Raw genomic sequence first — 13,929 nt, forward strand, 5'->3', positions numbered from 1 at the left:
AACCTGTGCCCACCGGTGTTATCGCAGATAGACCTGATTGCCGCTGCGCACGACGCTCACCCTGTCGCCGACGCGGAACGAGTTCGACATTTGGATGACCGTAATCGAGCCACCATTGTCGAGCCGCACGGTCCACGCATAGGACGTGTAGGTGCCGCCTTGGCTGGCGACGTTGCTGCCGATAATTGTGCCCGCGATCGCGCCCGCGCCGGTCAACACGTCCTTGCCGGTTCCGGAGCCGAACTGGTGGCCGATCACCGCGCCGACGAGGCCGCCCGTGACCGCGCCGACGATCTGGTCGCCGTCGGTGGTGCGGCGCATCGTGACCGGCTGCACCGAAACGATGCGGCCATATTCGATGCTGTCATAGCTGTAGGTGGTGCGCGGGCCGGGGCCCGGACCGGTATAGGGACCGTTCGCATAGGGACCCGGCGTCGGGTTGCAGGCGGCAACGCTCAGCGCCGCAGGGAGAACAAGAAGAAAAATACGCATTTTGAACCTCCATGGTAGCTCCGCCGCATGTCTGTGACATCCGGGCGTAAAAGAAGCTTGCCGCGATTCAGAGCGCGTTTCCTTGTTTTCGGACAATGAGGTTGAATAAGTCGCAGGCGGAGGCCGCGTCGCAAGAAGCGAGGATTTTGGCGATCCCTCGAGGACTCGAACCCCGAACCTGCTGATTAGAAGTCAGCTGCTCTATCCAGTTGAGCTAAGGGACCGCGTGGCCCCCTAAATGCGCGATCGGCGCGCTTGGTGCAAGTTCAGATCGCGCGCATCAGGAAGACGGAATTCGGATCGGGCTGGTAGCCGACATAGGGCCCGCATTCGGCGAAGCCCGCGCGCAGATAAAGCTGACGCGCCGGGGCGAAGGAGTCCTGCGATCCGGTCTCGAGATAGAGCCGCGCCATCCCTTCGTCGCGCGCCGCCGCGATCAGCTGCTCAAGCATCCGCCGCGCGAGCCCCTGCCCGCGCATCTCGGAGAGGATATGCATCGATTTGATCTCGCCCTCATCGGGCGCGATGCGCTTCAGCGCGCCCATGCCCACCGGGCGCCCCGCCTGCCGCATCACGAAGAAGGAAATGCCGGGCGCAGCCAGCGCATCTGGCGGCAGCATATGGATCGACTCGGGCGGCGTATCTTCATGCATCGCCGCCGCGTGGCGGGTATGAAGCTCTGCAAGATCCGCGCCCAGCGGGGTTTCGCGCGCGATTTCGATCGTGTCTTCCATGGGGCGTCCTCATCCGTGTCGGCGGCAGATTAGGCCCGGCGCGCGCGAGCCTCCAGCGCGAAAACGCCTTAGTTGCGAATGACTTTGCAGAAGCCGCCCTGTCCGCGGATTTTCTCGCAGGTCGCCAGCGCCTCCTTGCGCGAACCTGCCGGGACTTGCGCCGTGTATTGCGCGCGCCGCCCGAAGCCCGGCATCACCGCGCGCACGAAGCGCAGCCTGGCGTCACCAATCGCGCCGGAATGACGCGCGGCGGCCCGTTTCCCGAAGACCTCAGCCGATCTCTGGGTGCGCCCGGCGGCCACGATCACGCCCCAGGGAGGGACCGGATCGCGGAACTCCCGGATCGCCCTGCCCTTCGCCAATGTGGTGCAGGCCGCAAGGAAAGGCGTCTCCCCATCGAGCCGGAAATCCACCTCCTCGGGTGGGGAGTCGCGCCAATCCTCCGCCGAATGGCCGGTAATCGCGCGCACATAGGCGCGGGTCTCGCCCGCAAGCCCGCCGGTCTTCGCGATGAACCCCGCCGCACGGTCCTCACCGCCGTTATAGCCGATCGCTGCGAGTCCGGGATTGCCGAAGCGTGCGGCCATCTCCGCCAGATAGCGCGCCGAGGCTTCGATCGCTTCGGCCGGATTGAACGGGTCTCCAAGCGCGCGCAGCCGCGCGGTTCCGGGCATGAACTGCGCAATCCCCTGCGCCCCCGCCGGGCTGATCGCCGCCGGATCAAACCGGCTTTCGCGCCAGAGAAGCCGTGCGAAATATCCCGGGTCGATCCCCGCCTCCTGCGCTGCGTTTTCGATAAGCCCGCAGGTATCGGCGAAATAGTTTTTCAGCCCGATGCATCGGCGCCCGTCCTCGGTGCAGCGCAGATCGGGCGCCGGAGGCCCGATCATCGCCCGCGCAGGCTGCGCGTTCAGCGCCCCCGCGAGGATACAGAAAAACAGGGCTGAGAGGAGGGTTTTCATCACTGAAAATTAGCGGGAATTCCGGCATGGCGCCAGAGCGACGTCGAGGCCGAGCCTTAGTCGCGCAGCACACCGGCGGCGGCGAGCACTTCGCGGTCCGGGCGCCAGATATCGCGATGCGGTGTCGCGAAGGCGCGCGTGGAGAAGCTGGCACTCACGCCGCGATCGCGCAGGAAGGCCCGGTCGATCGCCTCCTCTTTCGCGACGTCGATCGGCAGCGGATAGGCTTTCAAGCTATAGCCGTGAAAGCCCAGCGTGCCCTCCGGCCCAAGATCGCGATGCGCGCCCGCCATGAAGATCAGCGTGCAGGCGGAATAGCAGCGTTTCGTCACCTGCGTGCTCAGCCCCCGCGCCAGCACGCGTTGCGCCAACGCCCGCGCGGCGAAGACCTGCCCGCCGGCACTGTCGAGATCGACCGCCGAGACGTCCGTCGCCGGGGTCGCCTCGAACCGCGCCAGAAGATCGTAGCCGATATCGCCGGTCAGATAAGCGACGCCGTTGCGCACCTCCAGCGGCTGCGGCCCGGCATAGGCGATCGGCGCCAGGGCAGTGGTCTGCCGCGCGGCCTGATCGAGCGCATGGGCCACCGTCACCACTGTGACCGCCACCACCGCCACGCGTCCAGCGATCAGCACGTGGCCCCGCGCCTGCGCGTCGATCCAGTGCGACAGGCTGCGCCACGCGCCCACCAGCTGCCACAGCGCCAGTGCCATATCCGCGAGGAACAGCAACGCGAAAAGCGGCATCGAGAGCGGCGACGACAAGGCTTGCCACAGCTCGGCGACCGCCAACCGCCCGCCGATCAGCACCACGACGAGCGCGATCCAAGGCGGGCAGTCGCCCTGCCAGTAGCTGCCGAGACCCCAGTGTGAGGCGGGCTGAAATATCCGGGTGGCTCGGGCCATTTACGTCGTCCTTTCGAGCACCATCGGCTTTCAGTGTAGCACGACTGACCCGAAAATTGGGAAACTGCTGGAAAGGACGCGATTGCGGGCGGGCCGAAGGCGGGACTTCTGCGGCGAGCCATGCCTCTGCTATACTAAAGAGACGGGAGGTTCCTTCGCATGATCACGCTTACGATCAACGGGCGGCACGTCGAAGTCGATGAGGGCACCAGCTTGCTGGAGGCGGCGAAGCAGGCTGGCATCCATGTCCCGACCCTGTGCTATTACCCCGGCTTGCCCGCCCATGCCGTGTGCCGCATGTGCCTCGTGGAGATCGAGGGCAGCCATAATCCGCAACCGGCCTGCCGCACCCTTGCGAAGGAGGGCGATGTCGTTGCGACGGACACCGAGGCGCTGGCGGCCTTTCGGAAAGCCGATGCGCAATGGCTACTCGCGCGTCACCCCAATGACTGCATGCGCTGCGAGGTGAACGGGGCGTGCCAACTGCAGCGTCTCGTCCATGAGAACCAGTGGGAGGAGCGTTGGCCGAAGATGCCCGCCGGGGCGCCTGCCGCCTCGGAAGAGCTCGCGACCGATCACACCTCCCCCAGCATCTGGCGCGACCTGTCGAAATGTATCGAATGCGGGTTGTGTGCGGAGGTCTGCGGCGACAGCGTGCAGAACCAGAATGTCATCGGGTTCGCCAATCGCGGCTTTGACCGCCGCCCTGTCACCGTCTTCGACGTGCCGCTGTCGCAGACCAATTGCATCTCCTGCGGACAGTGCACGCATGTCTGCCCTGTCGGCGCGCTGATCGAGGCTCCGCATTGGCACGCGGTGCTGCAGACGCTCGACGCTCATCGGCGCGTCTCTGTGGTTCAGGTGGCCCCGGCGACCCGCATCGCCATCAGCGAGGAATTCGGGCTGGAGTCTGGCACCGTCAGCACGGGGCGCTTGATCAACGCGCTGCGGCTTCTGGGGTTCGATTACGTATTCGACACCAATTTCGCCGCCGATCTGACGATCATGGAGGAAGGCACCGAACTGCTGTCGCGGCTCGAGGCGGGGACGGAGCTGCCGCTGTTCACCTCCTGCTGTCCGGGCTGGGTGAATTGGGTCGAGCTGAACCGCCCCGATCTTCTGCCGCATCTGAGCACGACCAAATCTCCCCAGCAGATGCATGGCGCGATCGCGAAACGGGGCCGCTTTGCACGGTCTCTGGGGCCCGATTTCGCAGACGGCAAAGCCGAGCCCTATGTCGTGAGCGTGATGCCCTGCACCGCCAAGAAGGACGAGGCGCAGCGCCCCGGCGTCTCCGGCGACGTGGATCATGTGCTCACCACCCGCGAACTGGCCCGGATGATCCGGTCGCGGGGGATTCCGTTCGGAGCGCTCTCCGAGGACGGGCAATTCGACAGCCCGCTGGGCGAGAGCACCGGGGCCGCCCAGATATTCGGCGCCTCCGGCGGGGTCATGGAGGCGATGGTCCGCACGGCTGCACATTTCAAAGGGGTCGAGCACGATTTGCCGCTGGAATGGGAGGCGCTTCGCGGCGTCCGTGAGGGCGTGAAAACCGCGACCATTCCCGGCGTCGGCACGGTGGCCGTGTGCAACGGGATCGCCTCGGCCCAGCGCATGCTGGAGGACGAGGCATGGCGCGACGACTATGTCGCGATCGAAGTCATGGCCTGCGTCGGCGGCTGTCTCGGCGGCGGCGGCGAGCCGAAATCCATGGACCCGCATATTCTGCAAAAACGCGCCAAGGCGATCTACAGCGTCGATGCGAAGGCACCGCGCCGCCGCTCCTATGAGAACGCGGATGTGCAGGCGCTTTATGCCTCGGAACTGGGCGCGCCAAACTCCCCGACCGCGCATCGCCTGCTCCACACCCATTACGCCGCCAGACATTCCGAGCGCTCGCTGCTGATGCGCTTTCTGGATTGCGTGGACCGGCGCGACGGTGCGGCGGCCGCAAAGCTGTTTCATCCCGACGGGGTCTGGTCGACCGCCTCTCCCTTCGGCGTGCTGACCGGCGCGGACGAGATCGCGGGGCTCATCAACGCGAAGCTGCCGCCGAACCTGCGCGGCGCGAAATATGCGCGTCACCAGATGGAGCGCGCCTCGGATATTGACGATCTCACGGTCCTCGCCCCCGACGGGAGCCGCAGCCGCTTCGATCTGGAGCTGAGCACCGTGGAAGCTGACGGCTGTTCTCAGACGGTGATCCAGACCCTCACACGCACCGTCCTTTGACACTCTCCTGCGCAGGCTTTCCGCGCAGAGGGCGAAGACAGGTCACAAATTCATCATCCCGACGATCACAAGCGCGTTTCTTTTTCCTTTCTTGTTCTAGAGCAAAGCCATAGCGGGCGACGGGGTTCATTTTCTCGGACGTAATACTCCCGCCCGAGCTTGCGGGGAGAGAAACCGGAACGGATGAACGATGCCAAGCCAGAGCCGCGACGAAATCGAACAAATGCTGTCCACTGCGAAGAGTGGACGCCCCTGGCGACTCTGGGCTTTCGGCGCGGGTGCCGTCGTGATCGCGCTCGGCGCATGGCTCTGGCTTGCGCCCTCCGGCGACACCACGGGCACGAGCTATGTGACGCAAGCCGTCACGCGCGGGGATCTGACCGTCACGGTCACCGCGACCGGTACGGTGCAGCCCACGACGAAAGTCGAAGTCTCTTCGGAGCTGTCGGGCACGCTCGATAGCATCGATGTCGACTATAATGACGAGGTCAAAGTGGGTCAGGTCCTCGCGCGGCTCGACGACACGAAATTCAAGGCGCAGGTCGCCAATGCCGAAGCCGCGCTTGCCGCCGCCAAGGCGCAGCTCGCACAGGCCGAAGCCACCCAGACGGAAGCGACGGCGCTCTATGAGACACAGGCCGAGCTGGACCGGCGCGGTGTCTCGACCCACAGCACCTTCGTCACCTATATCGCGGAGCGCGATCGCGCCGTAGCTTCGGTTCAGGCCGCGAAAGCGTCGCTGACTTTGGCCGAGGCGAACCTTGCCCTGGAGAAGGACGATCTGGAGAAATCGGTCATCCGCTCCCCGATCAATGGCGTCGTTCTGGACCGCAATGTCTCGGCCGGTCAAATCGTGGCCGCCTCGCTGTCCGCGCCCACCCTGTTCACGCTGGCCGAGGACCTGCGCCGGATGCAGTTGCTCGTCGATATCGACGAGGCGGATATCGGGCAGGTCGCGGTCGGCATTGACGCGACATTCACCGTCGATGCCTATTCCGGTCGTTCCTTCCCGGCGACGATCACGCAGGTGCGCTACGCCCCCGAGACCACCGACGATGTCGTGACCTACAAGGGCGTGCTGGCGGTCGACAACTCCGATCTTCTCCTGCGCCCCGGCATGACCGCGACGGCGACGATCACCGTGGACGAGGCCAAGGACGCGCTCCTGATCCCGAATGCAGCGCTGCGCTACGCGCCCCCGCAAGAGGTCGAAGATGCGGGCAATGGCGCGAGCGGGCTCGTCGGCCTCGTGATGCCGAGCCGACCGAGTTCGGAGAGCGGCACCGCGAGCGGGAAATCCGTCTGGGTTCTTCGCGACGGCACCCCCGTCGAAGTGGCGGTCACGCCGGGCGCGACGAACGGCAAGTTCACGATCGTCACCGCGGGCGATCTGGCCGTCGGCGATCAGGTCATCACCGATCAGCGGGATGCATCGCGATGAGTGAGCCGCTTCTCGAGCTGCGCGGGATCGAGCGCCACTATGGCCACGACGAAACCCTCGTGCGCGCCCTCGATGGCGTCGACCTTCGCGTCGAACCGGGGGAATTCCTTGCGATCATGGGGCCCTCGGGGTCGGGAAAATCGACCGCGATGAACATCATCGGCTGTCTCGACCGACCGACCGCGGGGAACTACCTGTTCAACGGTGTCGAGGTCGCGACCCTGAACCGCGACCAGCGGGCCTTGCTGCGCAGGCACTACCTCGGCTTCGTCTTTCAGGGCTACAACCTTTTGCCGCGCACAACCGCGCTGGAAAATGTCGAACTTCCCCTGATCTACAAGGGGATGCGCAAGTCCGAGCGCGTGGGGCGGGCCCGTCAGGCTCTGGCGCGGGTCGGACTTGAGGGGCGCGAGGATCACACGCCGTCGCAGCTCTCGGGCGGTCAGCAGCAACGCGTCGCCATCGCGCGGGCGCTTGCAGGCGAGCCGATGGTGATGCTCGCCGACGAGCCCACGGGCAACCTCGACACCAAACGCAGCGTCGAGATCATGAATCTGATGCAGGACCTCAACCGCGAGACCGGGCTGACCATCGTCATGGTCACCCATGAAGAGGACATGGCCGCCTATGCCTCCCGCCTCGTCGTCTTCACCGATGGCCGCGTCGTGCGCGACGAGAAGATGCACGAAGGAGCGCTGTGATGCTTTGGGAAACCATCCGCCTCGCGCTTACCGCGATCATCCGCAACGCGCTTCGGTCCTTTCTCACCGTGCTGGGCGTGGTGATCGGGGTTGCCGCCGTCATCGCGATGGTGACCGTCGGACAAGGCTCCTCCGAACAGGTCTCGGCCAATGTGGAATCGCTCGGGACGAATGTGCTGGTCCTGCGCTCGGGGGCGCGGATGATGGGGCCCGGATCGCGCGATACCGCCCCGCCCTTCAAGCTATCGGATGCAGAAGCGCTGGAGGACCTGAGCAGCCTCTCGGCGGTCGCACCTGTCGTCTCGACCGCAGCCACGGCGGTCTTCGGCAACAACAATCGCACGACATCGATCACCGGCACGACGTCGCCCTATCTCGAGATCGGCGGCTGGACGATCGCGCTCGGGCGCAGCTTCACCCCGGCCGAGGACCGCAGCGGCGCCAATCTTTGCATCATTGGCGAAACCGTGCGGACAACCCTGTTCGGCGCGACCGATCCGACCGGCGAGAAGATCCGCATCAAGTCGATCTCCTGCGAGGTGATCGGCGTGCTGAAATCCAAGGGCGCCGGGTCCTTCGGGCAGGATCAGGACGACCTCGTGCTGATGCCGGTCCGAACGGTGCAAAGGCGGCTGATGGGCAGTCAGGACGTCTCTTCGATTTCGCTTCAGGTGGCCCGAACGGCCTCTGTCGAGCGGGCCACCTCCGATATCGAGGCCCTGATGCGCGAGCGCCGCCGCATCGCCATCGGCGAAGACGACGACTTCTCGGTCTTCGACATGGCCGAGCTGAGTTCGATGCTGAATTCGGTCAATTCGGTTCTTACCGGCCTGCTCTCCTCCGTCGCGGCGGTCAGCCTGCTCGTGGGCGGGATCGGCATCATGAACATCATGCTCGTCTCGGTGACCGAGCGCACCCGCGAGATCGGCATCCGCCTCTCGGTCGGCGCGCAGGCGCATCAGGTTTTGATGCAGTTTCTGGTCGAGGCGGTGGTGCTGTCGGTTCTGGGCGGGATCATCGGGATTCTCTTCGGCCTCGGCCTCGCCTATGTCGCGGCGCAGATCATGGCGATCCCCTTCTCGCCCAGCCTGAACGTCATCGCCCTCGCCTTCGGCTTCTCCGCCGTGGTGGGGATGGTCTTCGGCTACTTTCCGGCACGCCGGGCAGCCCGGCTCGATCCGATTGACGCCCTGCATTATCAGTAGATATCAGGCACAAAAAAGCCCCCTGTCGCGTAGGACAGGGGGCTTCGGGATCATGTATCGTCGAAGGTGATCAGGCGTTGTTGTCGACCACGACGATCAGATTGCCTTCGGCGTTGATATAGGCGGCAGCGACATCCTCGGGCGTGTAGTCGGTGCCATCGAAGACGCTGGACGGAAGCTGGCTGTAATCGGCATCCACGTCAGCGCCCATTGCGTTCTCGAGAGCCGCGGAGCCATTCTCGGCGCCTTCACCCTTCAGATCGGACAGAGCGACGATCTTGGCTTCGCCATCGGTTCCCACTTCATAATCGGCGAACTGGTCGGTGGACGCAGCGCCATTGGCCTGAAGGTCCGCGACGAGCTGACCATAGGTCTTCACCGACCCATCTTGGCCCATTCCACCATTCGAGCCCGCAGTCGTTGCGGCGTCCGTCGATGCGCCCATATCCGCGCTTGCGCCGACATCAGCGCCTGCAGCCTGCGCCGAGACCGATGCGCCAGCGTCCGTTCCGGTGGATACGTCAGCCTGAGCCAGGGCCGCAACGGGCGCGGCAGTGGCCAGAATACCTGCGAGAGCGATCGACTTGATGGTGTAGGTCATAGTGTTCTCCTTGCATTTCATGCGCCGACCGTCAGCCGGCAGACAGAGAACACTGCAGAAAGATCACCGTTCCTGAGCGCGAGCAGGCTCGGAAAAACTCTGCTCAAACGTCGAAAATCGTGAGCGCGATAATGCCAAGGAACAAAGCGACGGGCTCTTGGGCCGGAACACGGAGTTATGTCAGAGATTCGAACCACGTTCGAACCTGCGCGAGACCGTCGGTGGCACAGGTTGGAAAGCTGGAGGAAACCGAAACGCAGCCTGACGCGCCAGCTTCATTCACGTGGAATGCGCGGGGTCGCGGTGCGGAAAAGCTCCCCCTTAGCCGGGACAGCTTTCGCCGCTGGCGCAGGTATTCAGTGCGTCCAGTTCGCGCGGCGGTCGGTCGCGAAGTTCTCGCCATAGCCGCGGGCACGGACATTCGGGGCGCGCTTATGCGGCTCCGTCACGACGTAATCTATGCCCTTTTCCTTGGCATAGGCTTCGGCGGCCTCGCGGGTCTCGAAGCGCAGCCGCACTTGGGCCTGCGTGTCGTTGGAGCTGGTCCAGCCCATCAGCGGGTCGATCTCACGCGCGTCGGAGGCGACATAGTCGAGATACCAGAACCGCGTCTTCGCGGTGCCCGATTGCATGGCGTTGCGGGCGGGTTGGTAGATGCGCGCGCGCATGGGCAAACTCCTCTGCGATACCTCTGACTTTTCTTAGTGCATCTGAGCCAAATCGCAAGCCCCGGAGCGCAAAGCCGAAAGATGCGCGGCGATCGTGCATGACATGCCGGACCCTTCGATGACGCCGCCGCCCGCCGTGCCGGGAGGATACCGGGAGCACCCGTAAGTTGAGGAACTGCCGACCGGCTGGGGAGCAAGAGGTGGGGGTGGTGCGCCGGCCGGCAATCTGATGCTGCTTGCAAAAGGCAAGATGCGCGCGCCCCGCCATGAATTCAAGCCAAACGGAGACGCAAGCCCCTGTTAAATATAGACAATTCTAAACTCCGCGTTAAGCCTTCCGTAACGCCTTTCGCAAACCCTTGAATGCGAACGAAAAGAGGACAACTTTGGGGGGCAAGCAAAAGGTCTGCGCGATGCCTCACAACAATACCAATCTGCCCTCCGAACGCCCCGACGTGCTCACCCGCCCCAAGCTGGAAGGCGGCAAGCGGTTCGTGATGCAGACTCAGTTCAACCCGGCCGGCGACCAGCCGACCGCGATTGCAGAGCTGTCCTCCGGCGTCGAGGCGCTCGAACGCGATCAGGTGCTGCTGGGGGCGACGGGTACGGGCAAGACCTTCACCATGGCCAAGGTGATCGAGGAAACCCAACGCCCCGCGATCATCCTCGCGCCGAACAAGACGCTGGCCGCGCAGCTCTACGGTGAGTTCAAGAGCTTCTTCCCCGACAACTCGGTGGAATATTTCGTCTCCTACTACGACTACTACCAGCCCGAAGCCTATGTGCCGCGCTCGGACACCTATATCGAGAAGGAATCGCAGATCAACGAGCAGATCGACCGGATGCGCCACTCGGCCACCCGGGCGCTTCTGGAGCGTGACGACGTGATCATCGTGGCCTCGGTCTCGTGCATCTATGGTATCGGCTCGGTCGAGACCTATTCGGCGATGACGCAGGACCTCAAGACCGGCGATCTGATCGAGCAACGCAAGTTCATCAACGAACTTGTGGCGCAACAATACAAGCGACTCGATGCGGCCTTCCAGCGCGGCGCGTTCCGCGTGAAGGGCGACACGGTGGACCTGTGGCCCGCCCACTTGGAGGACCGCGCCTGGCGCTTCTCCTTCTTCGGCGAAGAGCTGGAGGCGATCACCGAATTCGATCCGCTGACCGGGGCGAAGACCGACAGTTTCGACCAAATCCGCATCTATGCGAACAGCCACTACGTCACGCCGCGCCCGACCCTGCAGCAAGCCGCGAAGGGCATCCGCAAGGAGCTGGCGCTCCGGCTGAAGCAGCTGGAAGAGGAAGGCAAGCTGCTGGAGGCGCAACGCCTTGAACAGCGTACGAATTTCGATCTGGAGATGCTGGAGGCGACCGGCGTCTGCAACGGGATCGAGAACTACTCGCGCTATCTCACCGGCCGCGCACCGGGTGAGCCGCCGCCCACCCTTTTCGAATTCATCCCAGACAACGCGATCGTCTTCGCGGACGAGAGCCACGTCACCGTGCCGCAGATCGGCGGCATGTATCGCGGGGACTATCGGCGCAAGTTCACGCTGGCTGAACATGGCTTCCGCCTGCCGTCCTGCATGGATAACCGCCCGCTGAAATTTGAGGAATGGGACGCGATGCGCCCGCAATCGGTCTTCGTCTCGGCCACCCCCGCCGCATGGGAGCTGGAACAGACCGGCGGCGTCTTCACCGAACAGGTCATTCGCCCCACGGGCCTCTTGGACCCGGTCGTGGAGATCCGCCCGGTCGAGACGCAGGTGGACGATGTGCTCGATGAGATCCGCACCGTTGCCGCGCGCGGCTATCGCACATTGGTCACCACGCTGACCAAACGCATGGCCGAGGATCTGACCGAATACCTACACGAACAGGGCGTTCGCGTGCGCTACATGCACTCCGATATCGACACGATCGAGCGGATCGAAATCCTGCGCGACCTGCGCTTGGGCGCGTTCGACGTGCTGATCGGGATCAACCTGCTGCGCGAAGGTTTGGACATTCCCGAATGCGGGCTGGTCGCGATCCTCGATGCCGACAAGGAAGGCTTCCTGCGCTCGGAAACCTCGCTGATCCAGACCATCGGTCGCGCCGCGCGGAACTCCGAGGGCCGCGTCATCATGTATGCCGACAGGATCACCGGCTCGATGCAGCGCGCGATGGACGAAACCGACCGCCGCCGCGCCAAGCAGATCGCCTATAACGAGGAACACGGCATCACGCCCGAGACGATCAAGAAGAATGTCGATGACGTTCTGGCCGGTCTCTATCAGGGCGACACCGACATGTCGCGCGTCACCGCCAAGGTCGATGCGGTCAAACCCGGCGCGAACCTGCAGGCGCATCTCGACGACATGCGCGCCAAGATGCGCAAGGCCGCCGAGGATCTGGAATTCGAGGAAGCCGCCCGCCTGCGCGACGAGGTGAAACGTCTGGAAGCGGTGGACCTCGCCGTCCACGACGACCCGCTCGCGCGGCAATCGGCGGTGGAGGCGGCCAGCGAGGCCGCGGTCAAAGCGCAGGGCCGGTCAACTGCGGGACGGCCGGGTCAGCGCGGGGGTGTGAAGCGGAAGAAGGGTCGGTGAGGCGCGCCCGGTACATTGCCCTGAGCGCCTGGCTCGGTGTGATGACCGGACCGGCGCACGCCCAGATCCTCACTTGTGCCGCCCCACCCTTCGATGAGCCGCCCGAAATCGCAGCGCTCGTCACGCAGTTGCGTCCCGCCCTCGACCGCTGGCCGAGCCTGCATGTCGCGCTCTTTCAAGACGCTGGCGAGCTGTGTCTCGCCGACACGCTGCACGATGCGCGGGGATATTTCGAGCCGCGCTCCTCCCGGCTCGTGATCGCCACCGACATGGCACCCGCCCTGCAAAAGGCAGTTCTGATTCACGAATTGCGCCATCTGGAGCAGAAATTCCACGGTTCCTGTCCCGATCCGAACCTGTCGATGAAGGAAAATGCCCGCGCGATCTTCGCGATGGAGGCGGATGCGACGACCTTCAGCCTCGCTGTGGCTTGGGATCTGCGCGAAGCCGGGATGCCCGACGCCTGGGACGCGCTTGCAGGATGGCCGATGCAGGACGATATCGCCGCAGCCTTCGAGACAGAAATGGGCCGCTCGGGCGACCTTATCAGCGCGGCCAGCGCCGCTTTCACCCAGTGGTACGCGAAAGATGCACGACGCGAGCTATACTACCTCGCGTCGTGCAGCGATTATCTCGAGTCCCGCGACCGGGAACACAGAATGCTCAGCTACGATCGGCTTTCCAGCAGCTTCTTCGACGCGCTTTGCCGACTGCCAGATGGCGAAGCCTACCCGTGCACAGAGCCCGGAGACTGAGGTTCAGCCACCGCTGACCGTCAGCCCCAGCAGCCGCCATTGCTGCATCCCGCCGCGGTAGTAATAGATCTTCTCCGCCGGGAAACCGGCTTCGATCATGCGGCGTGCGGCGGCGGGCGACTGGCCGCACCACGGGCCGTTGCAGTAAAGCGCGACCGATTTCACGTCCTCGCCGTCGCAGATGAAGCCCTCGAAATCGGGCTCGCAGCCCAACTCGCCCAGACGGTCGGCGGCTTGGGTATAGGGGATGTTGATCGCACCGGGGATTGCACCACCCTCGAAGTCGCGGGTCACCCGCCCATCGATGACAACGACGTTGGGATCCTTGAGAAATTCCATCATCTCCAGCTCCCCCACCGGGGTCACGCCGGGGGCCGGGATCATCGGCTGGATGCAGAAGCTCGGACAGGGGCGCGAGGTCTTGGCCCAATCGCCCTCGAGCTTGTTCTCGTTATCCTGAATCCGCTTGATCTCGACCGGCCCGTTGGCAGTGTCGACTGTGACGGACATGACGTCGGGGCGAATATTGACCGGCTCGGCGAAAGTGGGCTCGACCAAAACAGGCACGGCAGCCAGCAGCGCGGCAAGAAAAATGAAACGCATGTTAACCTCCCTTTTTCGTGATCATAACACGAC

The 13,929-nt window shown here is 64.4% G+C and carries 13 protein-coding genes and 1 tRNA gene; 6 read left to right on the forward strand and 8 right to left on the reverse strand.

The window, feature by feature from the left end; all coding sequences use genetic code 11:
• Window positions 1-18: 18 nt before the first annotated feature.
• The 5 genes from BMI88_RS09605 to BMI88_RS09625 form a co-directional block, all read right to left on the reverse strand.
• Window positions 19-492 carry a glycine zipper 2TM domain-containing protein gene (locus tag BMI88_RS09605; RefSeq protein ID WP_078548114.1) on the reverse strand — a complete coding sequence of 158 codons (474 nt, stop codon included), beginning with the start codon at window positions 490-492 and terminating at the stop codon, window positions 19-21.
• 147 nt (window positions 493-639) lie between these two features.
• Window positions 640-716: transfer RNA gene (locus BMI88_RS09610), tRNA-Arg, on the reverse strand.
• Window positions 717-758: 42 nt separating this feature from the next.
• A complete protein-coding gene (locus BMI88_RS09615) occupies window positions 759-1,226 on the reverse strand; it encodes a GNAT family N-acetyltransferase (RefSeq protein ID WP_078548116.1) in 468 nt (155 codons plus the stop codon).
• 68 nt (window positions 1,227-1,294) lie between these two features.
• A complete protein-coding gene (locus BMI88_RS09620) occupies window positions 1,295-2,188 on the reverse strand; it encodes a lytic transglycosylase domain-containing protein (RefSeq protein ID WP_078548119.1) in 894 nt (297 codons plus the stop codon).
• Between the two features lie 56 nt (window positions 2,189-2,244).
• Window positions 2,245-3,093, reverse strand: coding sequence for a hypothetical protein (locus tag BMI88_RS09625; protein WP_078548121.1), 849 nt, complete (start codon window positions 3,091-3,093; stop codon window positions 2,245-2,247).
• Between the two features lie 159 nt (window positions 3,094-3,252).
• Here BMI88_RS09625 and BMI88_RS09630 point away from each other — a divergent pair, with 159 nt between their 5' ends.
• The 4 genes from BMI88_RS09630 to BMI88_RS09645 all read left to right on the forward strand — a co-directional run bounded on the left by BMI88_RS09630 (window position 3,253) and on the right by BMI88_RS09645 (window position 8,672).
• Window positions 3,253-5,325 (forward strand): [FeFe] hydrogenase, group A, encoded by a 2,073-nt coding sequence (locus BMI88_RS09630; RefSeq protein WP_078548123.1) that lies wholly within the window; start codon window positions 3,253-3,255, stop codon window positions 5,323-5,325.
• A gap of 190 nt (window positions 5,326-5,515) precedes the next feature.
• Entirely contained in the window at window positions 5,516-6,766 is a 1,251-nt protein-coding gene (locus BMI88_RS09635) for an efflux RND transporter periplasmic adaptor subunit (RefSeq protein ID WP_078548125.1), read from the forward strand.
• Entirely contained in the window at window positions 6,763-7,467 is a 705-nt protein-coding gene (locus tag BMI88_RS09640; protein ID WP_078548127.1) for an ABC transporter ATP-binding protein, read from the forward strand. Before BMI88_RS09635 ends, BMI88_RS09640 begins: the two co-directional genes overlap by 4 nt.
• Window positions 7,467-8,672: an ABC transporter permease gene (locus BMI88_RS09645; protein ID WP_078520321.1), complete on the forward strand. Its 1,206-nt coding sequence runs from the start codon at window positions 7,467-7,469 to the stop codon at window positions 8,670-8,672. The genes BMI88_RS09640 and BMI88_RS09645 overlap by 1 nt, the downstream gene beginning before the upstream one ends.
• A 70-nt stretch (window positions 8,673-8,742) precedes the next feature.
• Here BMI88_RS09645 and BMI88_RS09650 read toward each other — a convergent pair whose 3' ends face one another.
• Together BMI88_RS09650 and BMI88_RS09655 are read right to left on the reverse strand one after the other, a co-directional pair.
• The gene (locus BMI88_RS09650) at window positions 8,743-9,273 is read right to left on the reverse strand and encodes a hypothetical protein (RefSeq protein ID WP_078548129.1); all 531 of its coding nucleotides are present in this window, start codon (window positions 9,271-9,273) and stop codon (window positions 8,743-8,745) included.
• A gap of 356 nt (window positions 9,274-9,629) precedes the next feature.
• Window positions 9,630-9,941 (reverse strand): ETC complex I subunit, encoded by a 312-nt coding sequence (locus tag BMI88_RS09655; protein WP_078520323.1) that lies wholly within the window; start codon window positions 9,939-9,941, stop codon window positions 9,630-9,632.
• Between the two features lie 413 nt (window positions 9,942-10,354).
• On the opposite strand from BMI88_RS09655, the gene uvrB reads away from it, so the two are divergent.
• Together uvrB and BMI88_RS09665 are read left to right on the forward strand one after the other, a co-directional pair.
• On the forward strand, window positions 10,355-12,538 hold the full coding sequence (gene uvrB, locus BMI88_RS09660) for an excinuclease ABC subunit UvrB (RefSeq protein ID WP_078549752.1): 2,184 nt from the start codon (window positions 10,355-10,357) through the stop codon (window positions 12,536-12,538).
• A 41-nt stretch (window positions 12,539-12,579) separates the two neighbouring features.
• Window positions 12,580-13,293, forward strand: a complete 714-nt coding sequence (locus BMI88_RS09665; protein ID WP_146673537.1) for a DUF6782 family putative metallopeptidase — start codon at window positions 12,580-12,582, stop codon at window positions 13,291-13,293.
• A 3-nt stretch (window positions 13,294-13,296) separates the two neighbouring features.
• Here BMI88_RS09665 and BMI88_RS09670 read toward each other — a convergent pair whose 3' ends face one another.
• Window positions 13,297-13,896, reverse strand: coding sequence for a rhodanese-like domain-containing protein (locus BMI88_RS09670; protein WP_078548133.1), 600 nt, complete (start codon window positions 13,894-13,896; stop codon window positions 13,297-13,299).
• Window positions 13,897-13,929 lie beyond the last annotated feature (33 nt).

The sequence above is a fragment of the Thioclava sp. F36-6 genome (assembly GCF_002020305.1).
Classification (GTDB): Bacteria; Pseudomonadota; Alphaproteobacteria; order Rhodobacterales; family Rhodobacteraceae; genus Thioclava; species Thioclava sediminum.